Origin of the sequence: Pantoea alfalfae (genome assembly GCF_019880205.1) — a bacterium.
Taxonomy (GTDB): Bacteria; Pseudomonadota; Gammaproteobacteria; order Enterobacterales; family Enterobacteriaceae; genus Pantoea; species Pantoea alfalfae.
Window position 1 is genome coordinate 2,097,568 of the sequence record NZ_CP082292.1, and the last position, 24,044, is coordinate 2,121,611.

Here is a 24,044-nt window from a genome sequence, read left to right on the forward strand (position 1 = left end):
GGGTGGCTATGCACCGTGCCGCTGGCAGAACGCTTCGATGTCACCGTGCTGAAAATCGGGCAGATTCGCCAGCAGTTTCTCCAGCGGCCAGTTCCACCAGGCAATGCGCTGGAGACGGGCGGCGATAGCCGGTGTAAAGCGCACCCGCAGTGGCCTGGCCGGAACACCACCCACTACGCTGTAGGGCGCGACGTTTTTCGTCACGACTGCACCCGCAGCCAGCACCGCACCATCACCAATGGTGACGCCAGGCAGCACAATTACGCCGTGACCTATCCACACATCGTGACCGATTATCACCCGATCGGCGCGACGGGCGGAAAAGAAGCCCTGATCGCGCCGGGCGTCGGGGTGGTAATACTCCGGGCAGTAGGTAAAGCGATGCTGGGAGGCGCGGTCCATAGGATGATTCGGCGCGCCAATGCGCACCTGATTAGCAATGGCGCAGAAGCGCCCCACCTGGGTATCGGCCAGGCAGCAGTGTTCGCCGACATAGGAGAAGTCACCCAGCTCGCTATACTCCAGCGTGCTGTGCGCCAGGATCTCACACTGCTGACCCACAGTGGTTTCGCGCATCTTCACACTCTCATCAATCCAGGTGTGCGCTAATCGGGCGGGCATAACGGCGGCAATGGACATAAAACTCCCGGTCTGGATAAGCAGCGCCCCGGCGGCGTGCTTTGCCGCACCACCTTACCCGCCTCCGATGACAGAGAATTGACAAAGAAAAAAGGCGGAGTGGTTAGCTCCGCCTTGTTTCAAGTTCCGGTTAACCTGCGTGACCGGTCAGTTGCATAAGGGCAACGATGATCTGCAAGATGACCCGGATAAGATCCAGAATCAGCTTAGTCAGTTCCATCACTTTCCTTCTCCTTTTACAGGAGCGCGCTGTTCGGCAACCAGGGCTTTGACTCTACCCGCCGGGCGCCTAAGCACATCTTTGTGGAGAGAGCTGAGCGGCACTCATGGTTAAAGCCACAGGCCAGCACCACCTGATGCCTGCCGGGATTTTAAAACCGTGCCCCTGGGAGCGGCCAGTCGACAATGAGGCGATGCTCAACACTCAACACCTGTATAAACATACAGCATTTTGGCGAAACTTGAAATCCTTAGCCGCACATTTTACAATCTTGTTTGTGGAGAGTGCTGAGCACCTCGTTCGCAGCGCGGTTACCAGCCGGGTAGCGAACAAAAAATAAAGGATTTGGCGAAATGCCAAATCCTTTTTTTATGCCTGCTTTCTGCTTAAAAAAGCAGCGCAATGCTTACTTCGCGGCGCTGATTCGCCACACGGTATTACCCGCATCGTCAGCAATCAGGACACCGCCCTGTTTGTCGCTGGCCAGGCCGACCGGTAATCCACGCACCTGCTTTTCGTCGTCCGTCAGGAAGCCCGAGACCACCGTCTGCGGCTGACCCACCGGCTTGCCGTTTTCAAATTTCACCCACACCACTTTGTAGCCATTCAGCGGCGTACGGTTCCAGCTGCCATGTTCACTGATAAACGCACCGCCCTGGTATTGCGGCATGTTATCTGCGCCGTAGAACAGCAGCCCCAGCGGAGCGACATGCGAACTCAGGGCATAATCAGGCTTAATCGCTTTCTCAACCAGATCGGGACGCTGCGGTTCGGCACGGGTATCCACATGCTGACCAAAGTAGCTGTAGGGCCAGCCATAGAAGCCTTTGTCCTGCACTGAGGTCATGTAGTCAGGCACCAGATCGGAGCCGATTTCATCACGCTCGTTGACGATGGCCCACAGTTTTCCGCTCTGCGGTTCCCACTGTAAGCCGGTCGGATTGCGCAATCCGCTGGCGTAGATCCGGCTGGCACCGCTGGCCGCGTCCACTTCCAGCACCGCGGCGCGGCGATACTCTGCGCCAATGCCGTTCTCGGTGACGTTACTGTTGGAGCCGACACCCACATAGAGCTTGCTGCCGTCGGGGCTGGCCAACAGCGCTTTGGTCCAGTGGTGGTTAATCGGCCCACCCGGCAGTTCCGTCACCTCTTCAGGCGCGGTGCGGATCTCCGTCTCTCCTTCGCGATAGGGGAACTTCACCAGGCTGTCAGCATTCGCGACGTAAAGGGTATTGCCAATCAGCTGCATACCAAACGGCGAGTGCAGATTCTCAATAAAGCGGTGCTGCTCCCATTTGCCATTGACGTTGCGCAGCAGCGTAATCCGGTTGCCGCCAGCGCCGCCCTTACCTGACGCTTTCTGCACAATGCCCATAATCAGCTGTTTAGGCCGGGTGGTGGGTTTGGCCGGGCCGTTGGATTCCGCCACCAGCACATCGTTATTCGGCAGCACATAAACCTGACGCGGATGCTGCAGATTGTCAGCGATCTTTTCGATTTTCAGCCCGTCAGCCACTTTTGGCATTTCGCCCGCTTTCCACGGCGTGCCTTCCGGCACCTGCATCGGCGGCATAAAGAAGTTCTGTGCCTGCGGCAGTTCGGGATTCGGTCCGATCTGCTTTTGCGGATCGACCAGCGCACCATCATCACAGCCTGCCAGCAGTGCTGTCAGGGTAAGCGCGAGCAACGTTTTATGCGGTATCTTCATGGTGGCTCCTCCTTAAGCGCTACGCTGACGTAACGCAAGTTGCACATTCGCCAGCAGCAGCAGCGCTACCACCAGCGTCGAAAGCGTCACGCCCAGCGGGATGACAGCGGCGGCATCACGGCTGTGAATAAACGCATTGACGATAGCGATCACAATCGCCACCAGCCAGAGCCAGAAATGACTCTTTTCCGCACTGTCACTGCCGCGGAACAGATAAACCAGCGCGATGAGTCGCGGCACAATCGCCAGTATCAGTCCCAGCGCAATCAGCCAGCCTGCGGCATCCGTCCAGAACAGCACAAAGGTCTGGCTATAGAGAATATCGAACAGCCAGGCCGCGACAAAAAAGCCCAGCGGCACCGGCTCCAGCAGAGCGTACAGCGTCACGGCAAAGGCCGATCTTCCCAGGGTATTGCGCATGTTTCTCTCCATTTTTAACGTGAATGCGGACCGCGTCAGACGTCGCGCTGCTCAGAGCAACTGACTCCGCGCCTGTAAAAGATTAGTAAATCTGAAGAGAAACAGAGGGTTTATTCGGGAGGAATTGCAAATCAGGCGGATGACGTCCCTGTCATCGCCGGTCAGTCAGGGTTTATCAGCGGGTAAAGTAACCCAGTATCCTGGCTGATAAGGCAGCGGCAGGAACTTCTCGTGGAACGTGCGGAAGGTGGCATCCGGATCGACATCGGCAAACAGATCGGGATGCAGCCATTTCGCCAGCGTCTGAATCGCCACAAACTGATACGGGCTGTCATAGAACTGATGCCAGATAGCGTGGACGTTGCCGTTGTGTGCCACCGGCAGGGTTTTAAAGGCATCGCGCATCATCAGCGCCTTAAGACGCGCCGTCGCGTCGGTGACATTGGCACCCGGACCGACGCCAACCCATTTGCCCACGGTGTTGTAGTTCTTCCAGTTCGCGCCGGTTACCACCACCACGTCCGGCTGGCTGGCGATAATCTGCTCCGGGTTAACGGTGCCAAAGGTGCCAGGGATCAGGTCTTTCGCGATGTTGCGACCGCCCGCGATCTCCACCATCTGACCAAAGTTTTCATTGCCAAACGACATGCAGCACTCGTCGCTGTAGCCGCCTGCGCGATCAATCATCACTTTCGGGCGGTAGCCGGTAAAGTTCTTCAGGCGCGAAGTCACAAGGTCAATCTGCTGCTGGCGGAAGGTGATAATTTCCTGGGCACGCGCCGGCTTGTTCACCAGTTCGCCCATGATGCGGATACTTTTCTCAGCATTCACCATCGGCGCTTCACGGAAATCGATAAACACCACCGGCACACCCACGGCCTGCAATTTTTCAATCAGCTTGCCTTCATCAGTCGCCGCTTTCGACTCCAGATTCATCAGCACCAGATCGGGTTTCAGGGTTAATGCCTGCTCGACGTTGAAAGTGCCATCTTTAGCGCCGCCGAAGGTCGGTAATTTTTTAATTTCCGGATAGCGCTTTTCATAGGCCTGATAACCGTCCCAGTCCGCTTTGTGGAGATCATCACGCCAGCCAATCACCCGTTTAAACGGGGCGTCGGTATCAAATGCGGCCAGCAGATAGATCTGACGGCCCTCACCCAGAATGATGCGCTTTGCCTCCTGCGGCACCTCAACCTGACGGCCTGCGACATCGGTAATCATTTTGGCCGAAGCCGTCCCTGCCAGCGTGAGCATCCCCAGCGCTAAAAACCATTTTTTCATGATGAAAACCCGCACAAATGATAATGAGAATTATTAATGTAAAGCGGCGTTACTATCACCTAAAACGGCGTTCAGGGGAAGTCATCCGGTTAAATGTTTTTTGCGGCGAGGTTAATGAGTTAAGTGGCCATGAACCGGGATCCGGATCAGGGTAAAGCGCAGCGTGTTGCTGCTCACAAAACGGACAGCTTTCGTGAATATGCTCACAACACCCTGGGCGACTGCACACATATTAGCCATTAATCGTATCGATTTGGCCAATGCGTTAACGAATTGTGAAGGTTAGATTAAAAATGAAACAGCGTTTTAATAATCCATCAGGAAAGCCAGCCACAGGAGTATAACCGTGAAGATCAGCGCCATAGATGTCACCCTCTTTACCTATCCTACCCGGCGCGTTGCCGACAGCGCCGGCCACTCCCATCCCGGCCCGGAAAATGATGCGCAGATGGCGCTGTTGACCCTCAGCAGCGAGGATGGCGATTGCGGCTACGCCTTTGCGCCGCCTGAAGTGGTGCGATCTCATGTCGTTAACGCCTTCTTCCGCAAGGTGCTGATCGGTCAGAACGCCTTTGACCGCGAGCGGCTATGGCAGGATCTGGTGCACTGGCAGCGCGGCAGCGCCCATCAGCTCACCGAGCGTGCGCTCTCCGCTGTTGAGCAGGCGCTGTGGGATCTCATTGGGCGCAGGCTGAAACAGCCGGTGCATAAGCTGCTTGGCGGCTATCGCGAGAAGATCCCGGCTTACGGCAGCACCATGTGTGGCGACGAAATGAGCGGCGGTTTATCGACGCCGGATGAGTACGCACAGTTCGCGGAGAAGCTGGTGGCACGCGGCTATCGGGCAATCAAGCTGCACACCTGGATGCCCCCGGTCGCCTTTGCGCCCAGCCCGGCCATGGATATCAAAGCCTGCGCCGCGGTGCGTGAAGCGGTTGGCCCGGATATCGCACTGATGCTGGACGGCTACCACTGGTACAGCCGCAGTGACGCGCTGACCATCGGCAAGGCGCTGGAGAAGCTTAACTTCACCTGGTTTGAAGAGCCGATGGAGGAAGAGAGCATGGCCTCTTACGCCTGGCTGGCGGACAACCTCTCTATCGACGTGCTCGGCCCGGAGAGCCTGGGCGGCAAACATCACAGCCGTGCCGACTGGGTCCGTGCTGGCGCCTGCGACATTCTGCGTGCCGGGGCCAATGGCGTAGGCGGCATCTCCGCCACGATGAAAGTGGCCAGTCTGGCGGAAGCCTTTGGCATGGATTGCGAAGTTCACGGCAACGGCGCAGCCAGCCTGGCGGTAGTCGGGGCAATTCGTAACTGCCGCTGGTATGAGCGCGGCCTGCTGCATCCCTTCCTGGATTATGAGACGCCGCCTGCGTATCTCAACAGCCTGATTGATCCGATGGACGATCGGGGCTTTGTCACCCTGCCCACCCGCAGCGGGCTGGGAGAGGATATCAACTTCAGCTGGATTGAGACCCACACGCTGAACCGCTGGTAATGAAGTACGGCAAACAATAATAACCCCGTTGCCGCGTAGCCCTGATGATGCGGTAAACGGGAAAAACCTCTGACCTGCTGGACTTTACCTATGACCCTGACACAACGATGTGGCGCGTGGCTGATCACGCTGCTGGTGCTCACGGGCAGCGCGTCAATCCAGGCAAAGACCCCGGATGACCAGCTGATCGTCGGCATGAACATGAACAACCTGCTTACCCTGGATCCGGCCGCGATGACCGGCAACGAGGTGGTCGGTATTGTGGTGAATCTTTATGACGGCCTGGTGGAGCTGAATCCGCAGCAGCTCACCGAAGTACGCCCGGCGCTGGCGGAACGCTGGTCAGTCAGCCCGGATAACCGCACCCTGACCTTTCACCTGCGCGACAACGTCAGGTTTCACTCCGGCAATCCGCTCACCAGCGCCGATGCGGTCTGGTCTATGCGTCGCGTGCTGCATCTGAATCTGGCGCAGGCGTCGGTGTGGAAGTCCTACGGTTTCAGCCGCGACAATGTGGACCAGATGGTCACCGCCCCCGACGACCGCACGCTGGTGATCACCCTGCCTAAACCCAACGATCCGCAGCTGGTGATCTACTCGCTGGCGGCGCTGGGCAGCATGGTGGTGCTGGACCGCAAAACGGTGCAGCAGCATGAAGTCGATGGCGACTGGGGCAACCGCTGGCTCACCACGCATGAAGCGGGTTCCGGTCCGTTCCGGCTGGATGTCTGGCAGGCAAAAGATGTGCTGCGCATGAGTCGCGCGACAGACTACTGGCGCGGTGAGGCGAAGATGTCGCGGGTGGTGTTCCGTCACCTGCAGGAATCGCAGACCCTGCGGCTGATGATGCAGAAAGGCGATCTTGATATCGCCAGCAACATGGCGATCCCCGACGTGCGCGCCCTGCGTCACGATCCCGACCTCACTATTAATGCCGTCAGAAAAGGGACAATCTACTACCTGGCGATGAGCATGAAAGATCCGCACTTCGACAATAACAACGTGCGTGAGGCGGTCCGCTACCTGGTCGATTACCAGGGCATTAACAAAAGTCTGATGACCGGCTACGGCGAACTGCATCAGCGCCCGATTCAGGCGGGGATGCCCGCCACGCTGCCCGATCCCGGTTACCGGCTTGATGTGCCGCGCGCCCGTGCGCTGCTGGCTGAAGCCGGCTATCCGGACGGCTTCGACACTACGCTGCGGGTGCTGGCCGATCAGCCGTTCCTGAATATCGCCATCGCCATTCAGTCAACGCTGCTGCAGGGCGGCATCCGGGCAAAAATCATTACCGGCACCGGCAACCAGATTTATGGCGCGATGCGCGATCGCCAGTTCAGCCTGCTGGTCGGACGCGGTGGCAGCGGCGTCGAGCCGCACCCCCACTCCAGCCTGCGCGCGCTGGTCTACAACCCGAACAATGCCGACAGCGCCCGGCTGACCAACTTCCAGGGCTGGCGAACCGGTTTCTACGACGCGCAGCTCAACCGCATGATCGATCAGGCGCTGGTGGAACGCGACAAAACCCGCCAGCAGCAGGCCTATTTCGCTATCCAGCAACGCTATGACCAGCTGGTGCCTGCGCTGATGCCGATTTCACAAATGCTCGACTCCGTGGTGGTCAGTAACCGTGTGCAGGCGTATCAGCCGCATCCTTCTGCAACGACCTTCCTGCGCGACGTCTGGAAAACGCCTGAAGCCCTGGCGGGAGGCACACCATGATGATGACCCTGACACGAAATCAGTGCCGCCGCATCAGCCATCGCGCGATGCAGGTGTTAATTACGCTGTTCGGCCTGCTGCTGCTGACCTTTTTTATTGGCCGGGTGATGCCGCTGGATCCGGTGCTGGCGATAGTCGGCCCCGACGCCGACCAGGCCACCTATCAGCAGGTCTACCACCAGCTTGGCTTTGATAAACCGCTGTGGGTGCAGTTTGGCATCTATCTCAATGCGCTGCTGCATGGCGACCTGGGCCACGCGCTGCTCACTGGCCAGCCGGTAGTGCATGACATTCTGCGCGTCTTTCCCGCCACGGTTGAGCTGGCCACGCTGGCAATTGTGATTGGCGCAGGGCTGGGCGTCCCGCTGGGCGTGCTGGCGGCGGCGCGGCGTAACAGCGTCATCGACTATCTGGTACGGATGCTCAGCCTGGCCGGTTACTCCACGCCGATCTTCTGGGTTGGCATGATGGGGCTGCTGCTTTTCTATGCCCATCTCGGCTGGGTTGGCGGTGCAGGACGTGTGGACTTCAGCCTGGATGGCATCGTGCCGCGCCGTACCGGCTTTATGCTGATTGATGCCCTGCTGGCGGGCAACGGTCAGGTGTTCCGGAATGCGCTGAATCATCTGGTGCTGCCCGCCTCGCTGCTCGGCTTTCACTCCATGGCTTACATCAGCCGGATGACGCGCAGTTTTATGCTCGCGCAGTTGTCGCAGGAGTTCATTCTGACCGCGCGGGTCAAAGGTCTGACCGAATGGCAGGTTATCTGGCAGCACGCGTTCCGCAATATCCTGGTGCAGTTGCTGACCGTAGTGGCGCTGGCCTATGGCTCGCTGCTGGAGGGTGCCGTGCTGATTGAAACAGTCTTCTCCTGGCCCGGTTTTGGTTCCTATCTCACGGGCAGCCTGATGCTGGGCGATATGAATGCGGTAATGGGCTGCGTGCTGGTGGTGGGTCTGATCTTTGTGCTGCTTAACCTGATCTCCGACCTGCTCTATCAGGTGTTCGATCCGAGGACCAAAGTATGACTATCTCGTTTGATGCGGCGTCTGTCAGTCCTTCCCGCGAGCGGCTGGCGCGCTGTCGGCGGTTTGCTGCCCGCTGCGGCACTTTCCTCTGGCGCATGGCCTGTAATCCCCTGACCGCCATCGGCGGTGGCATTGTGCTGCTGCTCTGCATCGTAGCGCTGTTTGCCCCCTGGATCGCACCGCATCACCCGCTGATTCAGGATCTGGACAACGCCCTGATGCCGCCCGGTGCGGCCCACTGGTTCGGCACTGATGAGTTTGGCCGGGATATCTTCAGCCGTCTGGTGTGGGGGGCGCGCATCACGCTCTACATCGTGCTGCTGGTCTCAGTGACCGTCGGGCCGCTGGGCCTGCTGCTGGGCGTGACCGCGGGTTACTTTGGCGGCAAAGTCGATGGCGTGCTGATGCGCGTCACCGATATCTTCATCTCCTTTCCCAGCCTGGTACTGGCGCTGGCGTTTGTGGCGGCGCTGGGTCCGGGTCTGGAGCATGTGGTGATTGCAATTACCCTCACCGCCTGGCCACCCATTGCCCGTCTGGCGCGCGCTGAAACGCTGTCGCTGCGCCAGGCGGACTTTATCTCGGCGGTGCGTTTACAGGGTGCGTCGCCGCTGCGGGTGCTCTGGAAGCACATTATTCCGCTCTGCCTGCCGTCGGTGATTATCCGCATCACCATGAACATGGCGGGCATTATTCTTACCGCCGCCGGGCTGGGATTTCTCGGGCTGGGCGCGCAGCCGCCGGACCCGGAATGGGGCGCGATGATCGCCAGCGGCCGCACCTACATGCTGGAGTGCTGGTGGGTGGTGACCGTGCCCGGTCTGGCGATCCTGATTAACAGCCTGGCATTTAACTTCTTAGGAGATGGCCTACGTGACCTGCTCGATCCCCGCAGTGAGTAACGCCTCGCCGTTGCTCGACGTGCGCGATTTGCACGTGAACTTTGTTAACGGACGCCAGATCACCCCGGCGGTGCGCGGCGTCTCCTTTCAGCTCGGACAGGAGAAGCTGGCGATTGTCGGCGAGTCCGGCTCCGGTAAATCGACCGTGGGCCGCGCCCTGCTGCACCTGCATCCGGCCAGGGCGCGCATTGAGGCGAGCCGGATGCAGTTTGGTGATATTGACCTGCTGCACGCCAGCCCGGCACAGATGCGCGCCATTCGCGGTAAACGCATCTCCATGATTATGCAGGATCCGAAATATTCCCTGAACCCGGTGATTCGGGTTGGCGAGCAGATCGCCGAAGCCTGGCGCAGTCACCATCGCGACCAGAAAGCGGCGGCCCGTCAGCGGGCGCTGGCGATGCTGGAAGAGGTGCAGATCCGCGATCCTGAACGGGTTTATCAGCTCTATCCTCATGAGATTTCCGGCGGTCAGGGGCAGCGGGTGATGATCGCCATGATGCTGATCACCGAGCCGGAACTGGTGATTGCCGATGAGCCGACTTCTGCGCTGGATGTCTCGGTTCGCCTGCAGGTGCTGGCGCTGCTGGACAATCTGGTGAAGGCGCGCGGGCTGGGGCTGATTTTTATCAGCCACGACATCAGTCTGGTGCGCAGCTTCTGCGATCGGGTGCTGGTGATGTACGCCGGACGCGTGGTGGAGTCGCTGGCCGCCAGTGAACTCGATCGCGCGCAGCATCCCTATACCCAGGGATTGCTGGCGGCACTGCCCGACCTTGATCACCGCCGTACACGCCTGCCGGTATTACAACGTCATGCCAGCTGGTTGACGGACTAAGGAGTACGTGATGATTGATGTGAAAAATCTCAGCCTGAGTTTTGGTGATGACGCTCGCCAGCGTCAGGTGCTGTTCGACGTAAATCTGCAGGTGAAACCGGGTGAAATTTTCGGGCTGGTGGGCGAGTCGGGATCGGGCAAAACTACGGTACTGAAGTGCCTGGCGGGACTGTTTACTCACTGGCAGGGTGAGCTGAGCATTGATGATCAGCCGCTGGCGCACCGCATCGACCGGACGCGCTGTCGTCAGGTGCAGATGGTGTTTCAGGATCCTTATGGTTCGCTGCATCCGCGTCACACGCTGGGCGACATCCTTGAAGAGCCGTTGCAGATTCAGGGTATCGGGCAGCGCCAGCAGCGGGTGGTGGCGATGCTGGATAAGGTCGGGCTGAATCGCGCCTGGCAGACACGCTATCCGCACCAGCTTTCGGGAGGCCAGCGTCAGCGCGTGGCGATTGCCAGGGCGCTGATTTTAGAGCCACGCGTACTGCTGCTGGATGAGCCAACCTCCGCACTGGATGTCTCGGTGCAGGCGGAGATCCTGAATCTGCTCAGCGATCTGCAGCAGCAGGAGAACCTGACCTATCTGATGGTGACACACGATCTGGGCGTGGTGGCGCATCTCTGCCATCGCGTGGCGGTCATGCAACAGGGTAAGGTGCTGGAGACGCTGGATGTGCCGACGCTGGTGGCGGATCGCGCTGCGATGCCCTATACGCGGATGCTGGTCGAGGCGAGTCGCCACAACCCTCCGGCGCTTGCGCAGCAGAGCTGAAGAGCAATGGACGCCGAGAGAAAATAAAAAAGGCCGGTCAGACCGGCCTCGTGAAATCGGATGGCTTAGTGCGTCAGCTGACGCACAAACGCAACGATCTCCTGATTCTTGCCATGCTCAGACAGGCACTGCTGGAAACGCGGGCCGCTGACCGCGGTACGCACCAGTTCAGGATCGATAGCGCGCAGGGTGTCGAGATAGTTATCTTTAATCACCGCAGCCTTAACCTGATTCAGCAGACCGGCATTGCGTACCTGCGGCTCTTTACGCTCTGGCGGATAGCCATTGCCCTTCTCACCGGTAAACGCTTTTTCAAAGATAAAGCGCAGATTCAGTTCTGCGCCCCAGCCAAACCCTTTGGCAAACGGCAGCGCCAGTGCGTTACCGTTGTTAATCTGGGCAAACAGGTAGGCATCCGCCGGATCGATACAGTAGCCGCAGTTGACGCCCGGATGGATATTAAGTGACATCAGCGCGCCCTGCCCGGTGCCGCAGCCCGCGACCACGAAATCCACTGCCTGGCTGTTGAGCAGTATGCTGGCCTGAATACCGAGGTGAATGTAGGTCAGATGGTGATCCTGCTCATCGCTCATACCGACGTTGAAGACCTGATGGCCCAGCGGCTGTGCGACGCCTTCCAGTTCTTTCAGCACGGTAACGTTTTTAGCGGCCTGGCTGTTTTCCATCATTAACGCGATTTTCATGATCTACCCTTATAAATTAATTGAAACACTGTTTCATTTTAGTGAAAAACCACTAAAGTGCATGAACTAATTCACCCGAGTGCTGTGAGATCCATCACAAAACGGTTACCGCAGCAGGGGCAACCGCAGGAGGATTGCGATGTTTATCTACCATAAAGAGCGACCATTGGAAGATCTGGGTAACGGCGTAACCCGCCGTGTGCTGGCGTACGGCGGCACCATGATGGCGGTAGAAGTGATTTTTGAGAAAGAGGCTGTCGGCCCGCTGCATCACCATCCCCACGAGCAACTGACCTATGTGCTGAGCGGACGTTTTGCCTTCACCATCAATGGTGAAACGCGTGAGGTGGGCGCAGGAGATACGCTCTACAAAGCGCCCAATGTGGTTCATGGCTGTGTCTGTCTTGAAGCAGGTGTGCTGCTGGATACGTTTACACCGCAGCGCGAAGATTTCCTCGCCGCTAAATAATTCACGCGGCCCAATGGGCCGCCTGTTTAACTGCCCAATGCTGTGTCTTTTCCCTGCCCGCCGGATTTAACTTAAAACCGGTACAATTTTTCTGAAATTCCGTTCACTCCTAACTGAATGATTAGCCAGCACTTCCTCTTCAGCCGCGCTGCGCTTAGCCCCGGCTTAAAAATCATTCAGGCAGATTCCTGTACAAAAACCGGATCGTTGTATAAGTTTAATAGCAACATCAGTGCGTTTTTTAACCCGAAACAGGACAATAATATGCCAATGCAAAACACCCTGACCCTGCCGGTGAACCATACCATCCCGGTCAAAAATGAGTTCACATCATCCTTTGCCGCCTCTGAGCAGGACAAACTCAATTTTCTGATTGAGGAATTACTGGAAGCAGGCAAAGAAAAAAGCTGCATGGAACTGCTGCGCCATCTGGCCTCTGCGGACAGTGCCGAAGAAGAAGCGTGCTGCCGCGAACTGTTGACGTTGCTGATGGCACAAAAATGATGCCTGTGGCTGGCTGTTCAGCGCAGCTTCACTACGCTTCGGGACGTTCATCGATATTCCGCACATACGCCTGACCGCATTCCGCCGTTCAGGCGTATTAGTGTCTGTGTAAACATTGCCTGGTGTTCTCAACACCATATTGCCCACAGCTACGGATGCTGATCCGGGTGGTCAATGCGGGTTTACTTACACGCCCCCAGCCTCTCATTGCTTATCCCTCCATGCTTTTGTTAGCCTGAATCGCGCATCGACGAGACGCGTCTTACATCGGCCGCACGGTTTATTCCCCGTCTGTTAAAGGAGTGACATGTTCATGACCTCTGCACCTGCCACACTGCATCTGCTGTGCGGCAAAATTGCTTCAGGAAAATCGACGCTGGCGGCTCAGCTGGGCGCGTTGCCCGGTTACGTCGTCCTCAGCGAGGATCAGTGGCTCGCCGCGCTTTACCAGGACGAGATGCATTCAGTGGCCGATTACGTGCGCGTTGCGGCAAAACTCAGGAAGGCGATGACGCCCCATCTGGTGGCGCTGCTTAACGCGGGTGTCCCGGTGGTGCTCGATTTTCCGGCCAACACCCGGGCAAATCGTGACTGGATGCGCTCGGTGATAGAGGCGTCCTCTGCTGATCATCGCCTGCATTATCTGGACGTGCCGGACGCACTGTGTAAATCGCGTCTGCACGCCCGTAATCAGAGCGGCGAACATGCCTTTGCTGCAACGGAGGAGCAGTTCGCGCTGATTACCCGCTATTTTGAACCGCCGCAGGAGGAAGAAGGCTTTCATCTGGTGCGCCACGTTTAACGTCTTCTGATATCAGGAGAGTCCGAGAGCGGCAAGCACGTCAGCAATCTCCCGACAATCGGCAGCAGAAAGCGGCAACAGCGGGCGCGGTACACAGTCGCGTTCAGTCAGCCCCAGCAGCCCTGCTGCGGCACTGATCACCCGGAAACTGCCGCCGTGATGGCGGAACAGTGCCCACAATGGCTGAAGACGATCGGACTGCGCTCTGACGCTCGCATAATCGCCTGCGGCTGCCGCATCGGTCATCGCTTTTGCGACGCGCGGAAACAGCCCGCCGCACACCGAATACCAGCCATCACAGCCTGCAATCAATCCGTTGGAGGCAGCGGCATCACCGCTGACGCCAACCGACACGGAAGCAGGCAGCGTGCCGCGCAGTTGCATGAGGCGATCATTCGCTACTGATTGCTCCGCCGGTACACCCGGAATTTTCACTGAACCCACACCAGGCAGTTCAGCGATACGGCCCAGCAGCGTATCCGAAAACGTAAAATGGGTTGTGCCCGGATTGTCATAGACGCAGATCGGCACCGAGGCGTAACGCGTTACGGTCTCATAGAGCGTGAACACTTCCTCCTCTTTCAATGCCTGATAACCCAGTGGCGGCAGTAATAGCGCGGCGGCACCCGCCTGCTGCGCATCTTCCGCCAGCGCCAGCACCTCGTCGGTGCTTACCGCACCCACGCAGATCATCACCGGAATCGAATCTGCATGTTCCACAGCCAGCGTTGCGATGCGCCTGCGCTGCGTGCGGGTCAGATACGCATAGCTGCCGGTTGATCCCAGCACACCAAGGGAGTCGACTTTTGCCTCCGTCAGCCTGCTCAGCAGCCGCAGAAAGGCCGCTTCATCGGGGTTACCCTCGGCAAAGGGAGTAAGGGGAAAGGCACTGAGTCCGCTGAACATATCATCTGCTCCATCGTAAGAATGCGTTGCCTGGCTGACGTTCGTCCGCACAGCCATATTTCGTTACGGGCCGAAGCCTCGGTTGGCTCCGCCCGCTATTTTTGCGCCATCACCCTCTTTACTCTCGTCTGAAGGAAGATAGCGATGATTGTCGTACTGTTTGAAGCTGAAGCCCGCCCCGAACACCAGATGCGTTATCTGCAACTGGCCGCTGACCTGAGACCGCTGTTAAAGGACAGTGATGGATTTATCTCTATTGAACGCTTTCAGAGCCTGGGTGATGAGAGAAAAATACTCTCGCTCTCCTGGTGGCGCGATGACGCCGCGGTGCAGGCCTGGAAACATAACCTCTGCCACCAGGCCGCACAGCGTGAAGGCCGTGAAACCCTCTTTGCCGGTTATCGCATTCATATCGCCGCGCTGGTCAGAGAATATGCCTCACAACAGGGAGTAAATTAACATGTTCGATATTCATATGATCCTGCAAAATAGTCCAGGCACCCTTTCCCGTCTCGCCACGCTGCTGGGCCGTAATGGAATCGGCCTGGAAGGCGGCGGCCTCTTCTCGTCTGGTGCGCAGAGCCATGCCCATTTTCTGGTTGCGGAAGGCGAACGGGCGCGTGCCGTGCTGGAAGCGGAGCGGATCACCGTCGAGGCGGTAAATGTCCCGTTGATTCGCAGGCTACCGCAGCAGCGTCCTGGCGAGCCTGGAGCGATATGGCTCGCCTGAGTTCAGAGACCCTTTGCCGCAAGACTCTGCACGGGCGGCTTCACACTGCCCGGAATCCCCTTATCTGCCCGTAACAGGCTTATGAATTCTGTCACATTTTCGCAAACTCACCTCAGAGCCGATAACACGCCGACAAAATCGGCAGTCTCTGTAACTTTATGAATCAAAATGCTTTTAAATAGTAACCCTATGAAATCATGCGGTGCGCACATTAATCATTGTCCTTTTTGCACTTATTTAGCGCCGGGCACTGATCCACTCTTCAGTCACAGGCGCGGCAAAAAGCGTCATACCTTACTGGAGTTACTGATGCAGACAACCTCACCCATGACTCACCGCGCCAGGATTGGCGCCATTTTTCGTGTGACCTCTGGCAATTTCCTCGAACAGTTTGATTTCTTCCTGTTCGGTTTTTATGCCACCTATATCGCCCATACCTTCTTCCCGGCCAGCAGTGAGTTTGCCTCACTGATGATGACCTTTGCCGTGTTTGGTGCAGGGTTCCTGATGCGCCCGATTGGCGCAGTGGTGCTGGGGGCGTACATCGATAAGGTTGGCCGTCGCAAGGGGCTGATCGTCACGCTCTCCATCATGGCGGCAGGCACCTTTATGATCGTGCTGATCCCCTCTTACCAGAGTATTGGCCTGTGGGCACCGCTGCTGGTGCTGATCGGCAGACTGCTGCAGGGTTTCTCCGCAGGAGCAGAGCTGGGCGGCGTGTCGGTTTATCTGGCCGAGATCGCGACGCCGGGCCGCAAAGGCTTCTACACGAGCTGGCAGTCGGGCAGTCAGCAGGTCGCGATTATGGTCGCGGCGGCGATGGGCTTTATCCTCAACGCGGTGCTGGAAGAGAGTGCCATCCGCGAATGGGGCTGGCGCATTCCGTTCCTGTTTGGCTGTCTGATTGTGCCATTTATTTTCGTGCTGCGTCGCAAGCTGGAAGAGACGCAGGAGTTCAGCAATCGTCGCAGTCATCCTGATGTGAAACAGGTGTTCCGCATTCTGCTCAGTAACTGGCAGGTGGTGATTGCCGGGATGCTGATGGTCGCGATGACCACCACGGCGTTTTACCTGATTACGGTTTACGCGCCGACTTTTGGCAAGAAAGTCCTGCTGCTGAGCGCCTCTGACAGCCTGCTGGTAACGCTGCTGGTGGCGGTATCTAACTTCATCTGGCTGCCGATTGGCGGCGCGATCTCTGACCGCTTTGGCCGCAAACCTGTCCTGGTTGCCATGACGCTGCTGGCAATCGCCACCAGCTATCCAGCCCTGAGCATGCTGGCGGCGGCACCGGGCTTTTCCATGATGCTGGGCGTGCTGCTGTGGCTTTCAATGATTTATGGCCTCTACAACGGCGCGATGATCCCGGCACTGACCGAAATCATGCCAGCGGAAGTGCGCGTGGCGGGCTTCTCGCTGGCCTACAGCCTGGCAACGGCGCTGTTTGGTGGCTTTACCCCGGTGATGTCGACCGGCCTGATCGAGCTGACCGGCGACAAAGCTTCGCCAGGTTACTGGATGAGTTTCGCAGCTGTCTGCGCACTGGGCGCAACACTGTATCTCTATCGCCGCACCCGCAGTGCCGTCTCACCTGTCCATAAAACCGTTAGCTGAGGAAATGAAAATGAAACTGAAAACGATGTCGCTGTACGCTGCCCTGCTGTTCAGCGTGGCGGGCAGCGCCACGGCGCAGGCGAAAGAGCTGACGGTAATGATCTCCGGCGGATTTAAAGCGGCATGGGATACGCTCTCGCCACGCTTTGCCGAACGTGAAGGGATCACCATTAACACGGTTGCCGGTCCGTCAATGGGCAAGACGCCACAGGCCATTCCGGCGCGGCTGGCGCGCGGTGAACCGGCCGATGTGGTGATTATGGTCGGTGATGCGCTAAGCGATCTGCAAAAAAAGGGGGCGACGCTGCCGGGTTCACGGGTTGAGCTGGCGGACTCGCGCATCGGTGCGGTGATCAAACAGGGTGCCACGCCAGTGAAAATCGGCAGCGAAAGCGCACTGCGTACCACCCTGCTGAACGCCTCTTCTATCGCCTACTCTGACAGCGCCAGTGGCAAATATGTGAGCAGTCAGCTCTTCAGCCGACTGGGCATTGAGGATCAGGTGAAAGCGAAGGCGGTCAAGGTTGAGCGCATTCCGGTGGCCTCCGAGGTCGCGGCCGGTAAATACGCCATCGGCTTTCAGCAGGTCAGTGAGCTGCTGCCGGTATCAGGCGTTACTTTTATTGGCGAACTGCCGGACACGCTGCAGTACACCACCCGCTTTGCCGGTGCCGTAGTACGCAGGTCAGCGCAGCCCGACGAGGCGGCGAAGCTGCTGCACTGGCTCGCCTCGCCTGAGGCGCAGCAGGCAGTGCACGCCAGCGGCCTGCACAGCGTAATGGCGTCAAAACCCGCTAACGTCGCTGATACTGTTCAATAATCAGATTCTCCAGTTCGCTGGCGATATGCGACAGCGTCCGGCCATTCTTGCGCAGCAGTCCCACGGTGCGTTTCACCTGCGGATCGGTTAACGGCACCGCCATCAGCAGGGCGTGATCGTAGCCTGGCATCGACATGGCGGGGACGGCAGCAATGCCCAGCCCCGCCTCAACCATCCCCAGCATGGTGGTCACGTGCCGGGTTTCGCAGATACAGGACTTCTCCGGCATAACCGCCTGCAACGCCAGATCCAGCAGGTTGCGATTGCCGGAGGTTTTATCCAGCCCAACCCACTCATACTGATAAAACGCCTGCCAGCTCAGACTCTTTTTGCCGGCTATCGGATGGTCACGCCGACAGGCCGCCACATAAGGATCGTCCATTAGCGGCTGGAAGTGCACATCCGGCTGTGACCGGCTGGAAAAACTGATGCCGAAATCGGCCTGACCGCCAATCACCGCGTCATAGACGTTGGCCGCACTGCTGTCGACCAGTTTGACTCGTACGCGGGGATAGCGCGCCTGAAACAGCCGGATGATGTTAGGCATAAAGTAGTAGGCAGCTGACGGCACACAGGCGACGGTGATCAGGCCGGTGCGGGCTAAGCTCACTTCACTGAGATCGGCCATCACCTCTTCAAAATCAGCCAGCAGCTTTTCCGAGCGCTGAGCAAACGCATGCCCCTTCAGCGTCAGCGTGACGCGGCGCGTGGTCCGCTCAAACAGTTTGATCCCCAGCCTAGTTTCCAGCTTGTCGATCCGGCGGCTCAGCGCGGACTGTGAGAGGCAGATCGATTCCGCCGCCAGACGAAAATTGCCAAACTCCACCAGCGCGCGAAACGCGTAGAGGTCATTGAGATCGAAATTAACCGGCATAAGTCCTTCTATCCGTGGTCTGTCAGTGCTAGCAATTAACATTGAGGAAACGTAACAATAACATCATTGTTCTCACTGATCTCATTGCCACCTGCTGCTGACGGTAAAACCTTAATGGGACGTCTCCACCTCATGCAGAAATCGACCCGGATAATCGGGTTGGATCGCGTGCTGGCTGCTGTAGCGGCCAAACAGCTTATAGCGGTTTAACGCTATGCGGTCGTAGGCAAAATTACTGATCGCGTCGGGAAAGTGGCGCAGCACCGCCAGCCCGCGCCACGGGGCAGGCAAATGCTGCATCACGCGGAACACCGCCTGCGCCCGCAGCCAGTGTTGATTACCGTCAATGTAGACAATGGTGCTGATGTTATCTTCCGGCATACCGGCCCAGCGCAACAGCGCTTTGCCCTGCTCGCTCTGTACTGAGGCAAAACGGACCTGCCGCGCCAGATGGTGACGCAGCAGAAACTGAACCCAGCCGTTACATAGTTTACAGACGCCGTCATAGAGCACGGCGCTTTCACCGGTTTGCAGATACGGGGGTAACGACATCCTGCAACTCCTCACTCATCTGATGATGAGCTGAAGTGTAGCGGGTTCTGGTCAGTTGCTGGTGCAGCCAGCGGATAACGGCCGCAAGATCCTGAGCGCAGGCATCCACTTCACACACCGGCCCCAACGCCATCGGACTGGCCTGGTGCGCCAGCTGGCGCAGCTCCGGCAGATACTCAGCCCCCGGATGACCTGGCAGCCGCTGCGACAGTCGCGCCTGATAGCGCGCCACCGCCACCTCCGGCTCAATCCTGAGCCACAGTTCGAGCGCCTCATCGACACCCGCCTGTTTCAGTCCCTGCTCCAGCAGCGCGCGCGGCTGAAAACCAAACCAGGCATCAATCAGCCAGATCTGACTGGCGGGTGCCTGGTCGACGATGTTCCAGATCGCCTGATAAGCCGCGCAGCCCAGTTGCCGGTTGCGCTGGCGATCGACTGGGGAAAAAACCTGCATAAACGGCTCTTTCAGGCTGTCGAGTGTCAGCACCGGCCAGCCAAAATGTTGTGACAGCGCGTGCGTCAGGGTGCTTTTACCCGATGCCGGAATACCGTTAACCAGCACCACGCGTTTGAGGGGGGTATTTTGCGTCATAGAATGTCGATAACCTCCGCCACGCTGCTGGCCTGACGTAACCGGACCAGCGTCTCCTCATCCTCCAGCAGCGACACAATCGCGCGGATCCCCTCTTCGATATGCGCGTTGCTGTCGCGCGCGCCAAACATAATCACGATGTCCGCCTTGTCACTGCCTTCAAACGAGATCGGCTCATTCAGCAGAATCAGACTGAAACAGTCGCGGATCACCCCCGCTTCCGGTCGCGCATGGGGAATGGCGATCCCCTCCTCAAACACATAATAAGCGCCATGGGCCAGCGTATTGGCGATCACGGCATCAGGATAGGTGGCATCGAGATAACCGCCGCTGACCAGCGGTTCGGCAGCCAGCGCGATAACCTGACGCCAGTCCGTGGCGTCAATCCCAATCTGAATAGCGTTTGCCTCTTGCAATAACTGCTTAATCGTCATCAGCTCTCCTTAAATCGACTGGCGAACCACATTGCGTAATTCATCGATTTTGACAAACAGCGCATCAATTTCATTGCGGTAGCGACGGCTTTTCGCAAACAGGCTTAATGCACGATTATATTCCAGCATTAATTGTTTTTGCGTTTCGCCATCACGCGGATTAATCGCCAGCTGCTGCTCCAGTTGCGTTATTTTCTCGCGACTTAATTCCGCCAGATGATCCTGCTGCTGCTCGCTGGGTGGTTCCGCAGCCTGAGACTTTTTGAGGAATCCAAACATAGGCTCTCCTGCCCCGCATAATATTGGGGTGGCTAATATAAACTGAGAATAAAAGATCGTTAACGCATTAAGCCGGTGATGGCGGCACGTGTCATTACCGGAATAACTGCATTTTCTCTACCAGTACATTGGTTACTGCATCATTGGCCGGTACCAGGAAATTACGCACGCTGTCATTGACCTTGCCTTTTTCAAAGGTCGATTTGCACTGCGCTACCCACTGCACGTTCATTTCGGTGCCGACATTCACCTTCTCAATCCCGCTGCTGACCGCCAGCCGCATATCTTCATCGCTGACGCCGGTGCCGCCGTGCAGCACCAGTGGCGTATGCGTTGCCGCCGTAATATCCGCCAGTCGCTGATGCTGAATATGCGCTTTACCGGTGTAAAGGCCATGTACGGTGCCGATAGAGATCGCCAGCATATCGACGCCCGTCTCTTCGACGAAACGGCGAGCATCTTCCACGGGCGTGAACGCTATCGCCTCCATCTCTACGCATTTACCATCTTCCGACCCACCAATGGCACCCAACTCAGCCTCGACCGAAACATTGTGTGGCCGCGCCATATCGATGACCCGGCGGGTATTCGCAATATTCTCGTCAATGGGCAGATGGGAGCCGTCATACATGACAGAACTGAATCCGGCATCAATCGCTGTCTGAATCGCGGCTAAATCGGAACAGTGATCCAGATGCAGACAGGTCGGCACATTCATACTCTCTGACAGCGATTTAATCGCATCAACCAGCAGCTTGTGGCCAAGATATTTCGCCGTGCCTGTAGAGATCTGAATCATTAACGGACTGTTGGTTTTCTCTGCCGCTTTAAAATAGGCGGGCAGCATCTCCAGACAGTGAAGATTAAACGAACCGACCGCTTTAAAGTCACGCTGTTTGGCCAGCTGTAACAGATCGGCGAAGTTATAAAGTTTCATGGATTTTTTCCTCCTGAGGTTTGGTCGATTTGCCATTAACAAACCAGGCAAGCGCGGTAACAAAGGCAATAAACAGGGCGACGAACAGCCAGTTATTCTGGAAGGCATGGCCGAGCACCAGGCCGGTACTGATCACGTCGGAGTCACTGAAGGTGACGCCGGTAAAGCCGTAGCTCTCCAGCATCGGCACCAGGATGGCAGGCAGAATGGTGATAAAGAGTCCATGGACGAAGCCGCCGATCATTGCGCCGCGCCGTCCGCCCATGGCATTACCAAATACGCCGGCGGTGCCACCGGCAAAGAAGTTGGTCAGCAGGCCAGGCAGGATCATCGCCAGACCCAACATCGGGAAGACCAGCATGCCGACGATGGAACCAAGTGTGGTGGCAAGGAAGCCAACGATCACCGCGTTCGGGGCGTACGGAAACATCACCGGACAGTCCAGTGCCGGTTTCGCATCCGGCACGACGCGCATCGCGATACCCCGGAAGGCAGGCACCAGCTCGTTCAGCAGCAGACGGACACCGCTGTAGAGCACGAAGACCCCGGCCACGAACTGAATCGACTGCATAAAGGCGTACATCAGGTAGTTCATGCCGTTGCTGTACTGGGCAATGAAGGCCGGACCGGCTGCCACGGCGGGAATCAGGTACATCGGCACCATCACCAGCGCCATCGACAGATAGGTATCCTGCAGAAACTTAAAGTTATCGGGCAGCTTCAGGTCTTCGGTGGAGCGCGATCCTTTGCCAACCACTTTGGCGACCGCCGCCGTGACCAGATAACCGATGGTGCAGAAATGACCCAGGGCGACATCGTCAGAGTCGGTGATGCGCCGCACCACCGGCTGCGCCAGCGCGGGCATCACGACCGCCATGATTCCGCCAAAGATACCGCCGGTCAGGATCAGCGGTAGCCCGGTCAGCCCCGCTTTATAACCGATCACCGCGCCAATGGTCGCCATCCACAGCAACGCCTGGCCGGTCAGGAAGATGTATTTAAAGGGCGTCAGTCGCGCGACGATGATATTGACGATAAAGATCACCAGCAGCGTCAGCGCGACTTCAGACCCCAGCTCACGGTTAGCCAGCCCGGCAATGGCGGCCACATCGGTGATATAGCCGCGCATGCCAAAGCCATGGGTAAAAATAGTATTGAGGAACGTCAGGGTGCCTACAATAATATTGATACCCGCCATCATAATTAAAAAGCCGAGCAGGGTTTTAAAGGTGCCTTCCACCACCTTGCCTGCCGATTTTTTTTGCAGCAGCAGACCAATCAGGGCAATAAAGGCGATCAGAATCGACGCCTGCCCCAGCAGATCTTTTACCAGAAAGTCGATCACACTATTCATGGGCGGCGACCTTCTGATTGCGTTCTTTTAAAAAGGCCAGGATCTTCTGCTCAATTTCCGCTTTATCGGTGAGCCGGTTAAGAATTATGACCCGTTTAATCTGCTCCGGACTGGCGTCGGCGTTTAAAACATCGGCAAACGCTTTTTGCGTCAGGATCATATCTGACTTAAAGGCATTCGCTTCTGAAATGGTGGTGTGATCGATATCGGCCTCAATCTCCAGTTTTTTTAATACCGCTTTTGCGCTCATCTCAATCGCAAAACTGGAACCTAATCCACAACCACAGACACATAATATTTTCAGCATGGTTTTTCCTCACACTATATTGAGTTGTTTAGCGAGTTTGTAATGGTGCCCGTCAATATCGACCAGGCGTTTTTGCATGCTTATTAAATCAATCGGGATTGGTTTATTGCTGCCATTAATAATGACCGCTTTATTCCGCATGCCTGACTGAATACAACGCACCACTTCACTGGCTATAATGGTGCCCTGAAAGATCTCTTCGCAGGTGGGATCACCATTGCGCAGCCCGTAACCCATAATGGTTTTACGGATGCGCACGCCAATGAGAGGTTCAAGCTGTTTGATTAAGGTGTCGATCGCCCCCTGAAAACCGGGCGAATATTCACGGGTGTAGCCTTCCGAACAGAGGATGACTACGCTATTCTGCGCTGCCAGCCGCCCGGTGATGCGCTGCGCCAGTTGTGGCAGCGGGATCTGGCACTCCGGAATTAACGCAATATCTGCGTTAGATTTAATCGCGGATTGCAGCGTTAATTCGCCGCAATAGCCACCGAGCAACTCCAGCATAAAAACCCGGCCCGGTAAGGCGCGGCCGGTATTGCGCAGTTTCGCCACCTCTTTAAATACCTGCTCGCAGGCGGTGGAGAATCCCAGCGTGTAATCACTGCCGAAAACATCATTATCGATGGTCATGCCGACGCCGAAACAATTTACGCCATACGCCGACAGGGTATGGAGAAATTGCAGCGACCCGTCTCCACCCGCCATAATTAATATGTCAATCCGGGCACTTTTCAGCTGGCGTGCAATTAACTCATATTCGCTGCGCACCAGTTTCTTTTCAGTGCGTCCCGATTGCATAACCGGAATAGAGGCGATGGAAAAGTCGAGCAGATCGCGCTGGCTGATCTCACGATGATGATTTTGCAGCAGGCCGGGAATACCGCCATCAAATATCACCATCTCCGCCTGTGCCATACGCCCAATCTGGAAGACAAAATTATTAATGCCGGTCACGTCACCGCCACTGATCACCATTCCAATTCGCATCACCCTCACCTCGCTGGCTTACTCTGCTGAAGGTTATTCTTCCGGTTAGCGGGGTTGCTATTTGCAGAGGAGATCACAGTTACGCGCGGTTTTTCTCAGACAGGAATATTGACAGGGCAATTCACACTCCTTTATTTGTGAT

Annotated in this window: 27 protein-coding genes and 1 pseudogene; 13 read left to right on the forward strand and 15 right to left on the reverse strand. The window is 57.2% G+C overall.

All coding sequences use genetic code 11. From position 1 onward, the window contains the following. Positions 1 to 6: 6 nt before the first annotated feature. The 4 genes from K6R05_RS09725 to K6R05_RS09740 all read right to left on the reverse strand — a co-directional run bounded on the left by K6R05_RS09725 (position 7) and on the right by K6R05_RS09740 (position 4,268). Positions 7 to 639, reverse strand: a complete 633-nt coding sequence (locus K6R05_RS09725; RefSeq protein WP_010244979.1) for a DapH/DapD/GlmU-related protein — start codon at positions 637 to 639, stop codon at positions 7 to 9. Between the two features lie 626 nt (positions 640 to 1,265). Further along, a complete protein-coding gene (locus tag K6R05_RS09730; protein ID WP_010670132.1) occupies positions 1,266 to 2,567 on the reverse strand; it encodes a PQQ-dependent sugar dehydrogenase in 1,302 nt (433 codons plus the stop codon). Between the two features lie 12 nt (positions 2,568 to 2,579). Next, on the reverse strand, positions 2,580 to 2,987 hold the full coding sequence (locus K6R05_RS09735; RefSeq protein ID WP_010244987.1) for a DUF2231 domain-containing protein: 408 nt from the start codon (positions 2,985 to 2,987) through the stop codon (positions 2,580 to 2,582). A 165-nt stretch (positions 2,988 to 3,152) separates the two neighbouring features. Next, on the reverse strand, positions 3,153 to 4,268 hold the full coding sequence (locus tag K6R05_RS09740) for an ABC transporter substrate-binding protein (protein ID WP_222924039.1): 1,116 nt from the start codon (positions 4,266 to 4,268) through the stop codon (positions 3,153 to 3,155). A gap of 346 nt (positions 4,269 to 4,614) precedes the next feature. On the opposite strand from K6R05_RS09740, the gene K6R05_RS09745 reads away from it, so the two are divergent. From K6R05_RS09745 to K6R05_RS09770, 6 genes are all read left to right on the forward strand, one after another. After that, positions 4,615 to 5,769, forward strand: coding sequence for a mandelate racemase family protein (locus K6R05_RS09745; RefSeq protein ID WP_222924040.1), 1,155 nt, complete (start codon positions 4,615 to 4,617; stop codon positions 5,767 to 5,769). 90 nt (positions 5,770 to 5,859) lie between these two features. Continuing rightward, the gene (locus K6R05_RS09750) at positions 5,860 to 7,491 is read left to right on the forward strand and encodes an ABC transporter substrate-binding protein (RefSeq protein ID WP_161732352.1); all 1,632 of its coding nucleotides are present in this window, start codon (positions 5,860 to 5,862) and stop codon (positions 7,489 to 7,491) included. Continuing rightward, complete coding sequence (locus K6R05_RS09755) at positions 7,488 to 8,519, forward strand: ABC transporter permease (protein ID WP_222924041.1); 1,032 nt, start codon at positions 7,488 to 7,490, stop codon at positions 8,517 to 8,519. Before K6R05_RS09750 ends, K6R05_RS09755 begins: the two co-directional genes overlap by 4 nt. Beyond that, a complete protein-coding gene (locus K6R05_RS09760; RefSeq protein WP_161732354.1) occupies positions 8,516 to 9,421 on the forward strand; it encodes an ABC transporter permease in 906 nt (301 codons plus the stop codon). Before K6R05_RS09755 ends, K6R05_RS09760 begins: the two co-directional genes overlap by 4 nt. Further along, positions 9,393 to 10,259, forward strand: a complete 867-nt coding sequence (locus K6R05_RS09765) for an ABC transporter ATP-binding protein (RefSeq protein ID WP_161732553.1) — start codon at positions 9,393 to 9,395, stop codon at positions 10,257 to 10,259. The genes K6R05_RS09760 and K6R05_RS09765 overlap by 29 nt, the downstream gene beginning before the upstream one ends. A gap of 10 nt (positions 10,260 to 10,269) precedes the next feature. Further along, positions 10,270 to 11,034, forward strand: coding sequence for an ABC transporter ATP-binding protein (locus tag K6R05_RS09770; protein WP_222924042.1), 765 nt, complete (start codon positions 10,270 to 10,272; stop codon positions 11,032 to 11,034). Positions 11,035 to 11,099: 65 nt separating this feature from the next. Here K6R05_RS09770 and K6R05_RS09775 read toward each other — a convergent pair whose 3' ends face one another. After that, positions 11,100 to 11,738, reverse strand: coding sequence for an RpiB/LacA/LacB family sugar-phosphate isomerase (locus K6R05_RS09775; RefSeq protein WP_161732358.1), 639 nt, complete (start codon positions 11,736 to 11,738; stop codon positions 11,100 to 11,102). A 139-nt stretch (positions 11,739 to 11,877) separates the two neighbouring features. On the opposite strand from K6R05_RS09775, the gene K6R05_RS09780 reads away from it, so the two are divergent. The 3 genes from K6R05_RS09780 to K6R05_RS09790 all read left to right on the forward strand — a co-directional run bounded on the left by K6R05_RS09780 (position 11,878) and on the right by K6R05_RS09790 (position 13,513). Next, positions 11,878 to 12,207 carry a cupin domain-containing protein gene (locus tag K6R05_RS09780; protein ID WP_222924043.1) on the forward strand — a complete coding sequence of 110 codons (330 nt, stop codon included), beginning with the start codon at positions 11,878 to 11,880 and terminating at the stop codon, positions 12,205 to 12,207. A gap of 264 nt (positions 12,208 to 12,471) precedes the next feature. Continuing rightward, positions 12,472 to 12,711, forward strand: a complete 240-nt coding sequence (locus K6R05_RS09785) for a hypothetical protein (RefSeq protein WP_013357838.1) — start codon at positions 12,472 to 12,474, stop codon at positions 12,709 to 12,711. Positions 12,712 to 13,018: 307 nt separating this feature from the next. Then, entirely contained in the window at positions 13,019 to 13,513 is a 495-nt protein-coding gene (locus tag K6R05_RS09790) for a P-loop nucleotide/nucleoside kinase family protein (protein ID WP_222924044.1), read from the forward strand. Positions 13,514 to 13,525: 12 nt separating this feature from the next. On the opposite strand, the gene K6R05_RS09795 is transcribed toward K6R05_RS09790, so the two are convergent. Beyond that, positions 13,526 to 14,419, reverse strand: a complete 894-nt coding sequence (locus K6R05_RS09795) for a dihydrodipicolinate synthase family protein (protein ID WP_222924045.1) — start codon at positions 14,417 to 14,419, stop codon at positions 13,526 to 13,528. A 144-nt stretch (positions 14,420 to 14,563) separates the two neighbouring features. Here K6R05_RS09795 and K6R05_RS09800 point away from each other — a divergent pair, with 144 nt between their 5' ends. The 4 genes and pseudogenes from K6R05_RS09800 to K6R05_RS09815 all read left to right on the forward strand — a co-directional run bounded on the left by K6R05_RS09800 (position 14,564) and on the right by K6R05_RS09815 (position 17,583). Beyond that, entirely contained in the window at positions 14,564 to 14,878 is a 315-nt protein-coding gene (locus tag K6R05_RS09800; RefSeq protein ID WP_161732365.1) for an antibiotic biosynthesis monooxygenase family protein, read from the forward strand. A 1-nt stretch (position 14,879) separates the two neighbouring features. Further along, positions 14,880 to 15,137, forward strand: a pseudogene (locus K6R05_RS09805) (amino acid-binding protein); the annotation flags it as partial. 321 nt (positions 15,138 to 15,458) lie between these two features. Beyond that, a complete protein-coding gene (locus tag K6R05_RS09810; RefSeq protein ID WP_371876301.1) occupies positions 15,459 to 16,763 on the forward strand; it encodes an MFS transporter in 1,305 nt (434 codons plus the stop codon). Positions 16,764 to 16,773: 10 nt separating this feature from the next. After that, positions 16,774 to 17,583 carry a substrate-binding domain-containing protein gene (locus K6R05_RS09815; RefSeq protein ID WP_222924046.1) on the forward strand — a complete coding sequence of 270 codons (810 nt, stop codon included), beginning with the start codon at positions 16,774 to 16,776 and terminating at the stop codon, positions 17,581 to 17,583. On the opposite strand, the gene psrA is transcribed toward K6R05_RS09815, so the two are convergent. From psrA to K6R05_RS09860, 9 genes are all read right to left on the reverse strand, one after another. Beyond that, positions 17,558 to 18,457, reverse strand: a complete 900-nt coding sequence (psrA, locus tag K6R05_RS09820; RefSeq protein ID WP_222924047.1) for an L-proline-binding transcription factor PsrA — start codon at positions 18,455 to 18,457, stop codon at positions 17,558 to 17,560. The genes K6R05_RS09815 and psrA overlap by 26 nt on opposite strands. Positions 18,458 to 18,568: 111 nt before the next feature. Next, on the reverse strand, positions 18,569 to 19,009 hold the full coding sequence (locus tag K6R05_RS09825; RefSeq protein WP_161732371.1) for a thiol-disulfide oxidoreductase DCC family protein: 441 nt from the start codon (positions 19,007 to 19,009) through the stop codon (positions 18,569 to 18,571). Continuing rightward, positions 18,978 to 19,601 carry a P-loop nucleotide/nucleoside kinase family protein gene (locus K6R05_RS09830; RefSeq protein WP_161732373.1) on the reverse strand — a complete coding sequence of 208 codons (624 nt, stop codon included), beginning with the start codon at positions 19,599 to 19,601 and terminating at the stop codon, positions 18,978 to 18,980. The genes K6R05_RS09825 and K6R05_RS09830 overlap by 32 nt, the downstream gene beginning before the upstream one ends. Next, positions 19,598 to 20,035, reverse strand: coding sequence for a PTS sugar transporter subunit IIA (locus tag K6R05_RS09835; protein ID WP_033732648.1), 438 nt, complete (start codon positions 20,033 to 20,035; stop codon positions 19,598 to 19,600). The genes K6R05_RS09830 and K6R05_RS09835 overlap by 4 nt, the downstream gene beginning before the upstream one ends. 9 nt (positions 20,036 to 20,044) lie before the next feature. Then, positions 20,045 to 20,314, reverse strand: a complete 270-nt coding sequence (locus tag K6R05_RS09840) for a hypothetical protein (protein ID WP_222924048.1) — start codon at positions 20,312 to 20,314, stop codon at positions 20,045 to 20,047. Positions 20,315 to 20,408: 94 nt separating this feature from the next. Then, entirely contained in the window at positions 20,409 to 21,251 is an 843-nt protein-coding gene (locus tag K6R05_RS09845; protein ID WP_222924049.1) for a class II fructose-bisphosphate aldolase, read from the reverse strand. Beyond that, on the reverse strand, positions 21,238 to 22,605 hold the full coding sequence (locus K6R05_RS09850; RefSeq protein ID WP_222924050.1) for a PTS sugar transporter subunit IIC: 1,368 nt from the start codon (positions 22,603 to 22,605) through the stop codon (positions 21,238 to 21,240). Before K6R05_RS09850 ends, K6R05_RS09845 begins: the two co-directional genes overlap by 14 nt. Then, positions 22,598 to 22,912, reverse strand: a complete 315-nt coding sequence (locus tag K6R05_RS09855; protein WP_013357820.1) for a PTS sugar transporter subunit IIB — start codon at positions 22,910 to 22,912, stop codon at positions 22,598 to 22,600. The genes K6R05_RS09850 and K6R05_RS09855 overlap by 8 nt, the downstream gene beginning before the upstream one ends. A gap of 9 nt (positions 22,913 to 22,921) precedes the next feature. Further along, entirely contained in the window at positions 22,922 to 23,902 is a 981-nt protein-coding gene (locus K6R05_RS09860) for a 6-phosphofructokinase (protein ID WP_161732383.1), read from the reverse strand. Between the last annotated feature and the right edge of the window lie 142 nt (positions 23,903 to 24,044).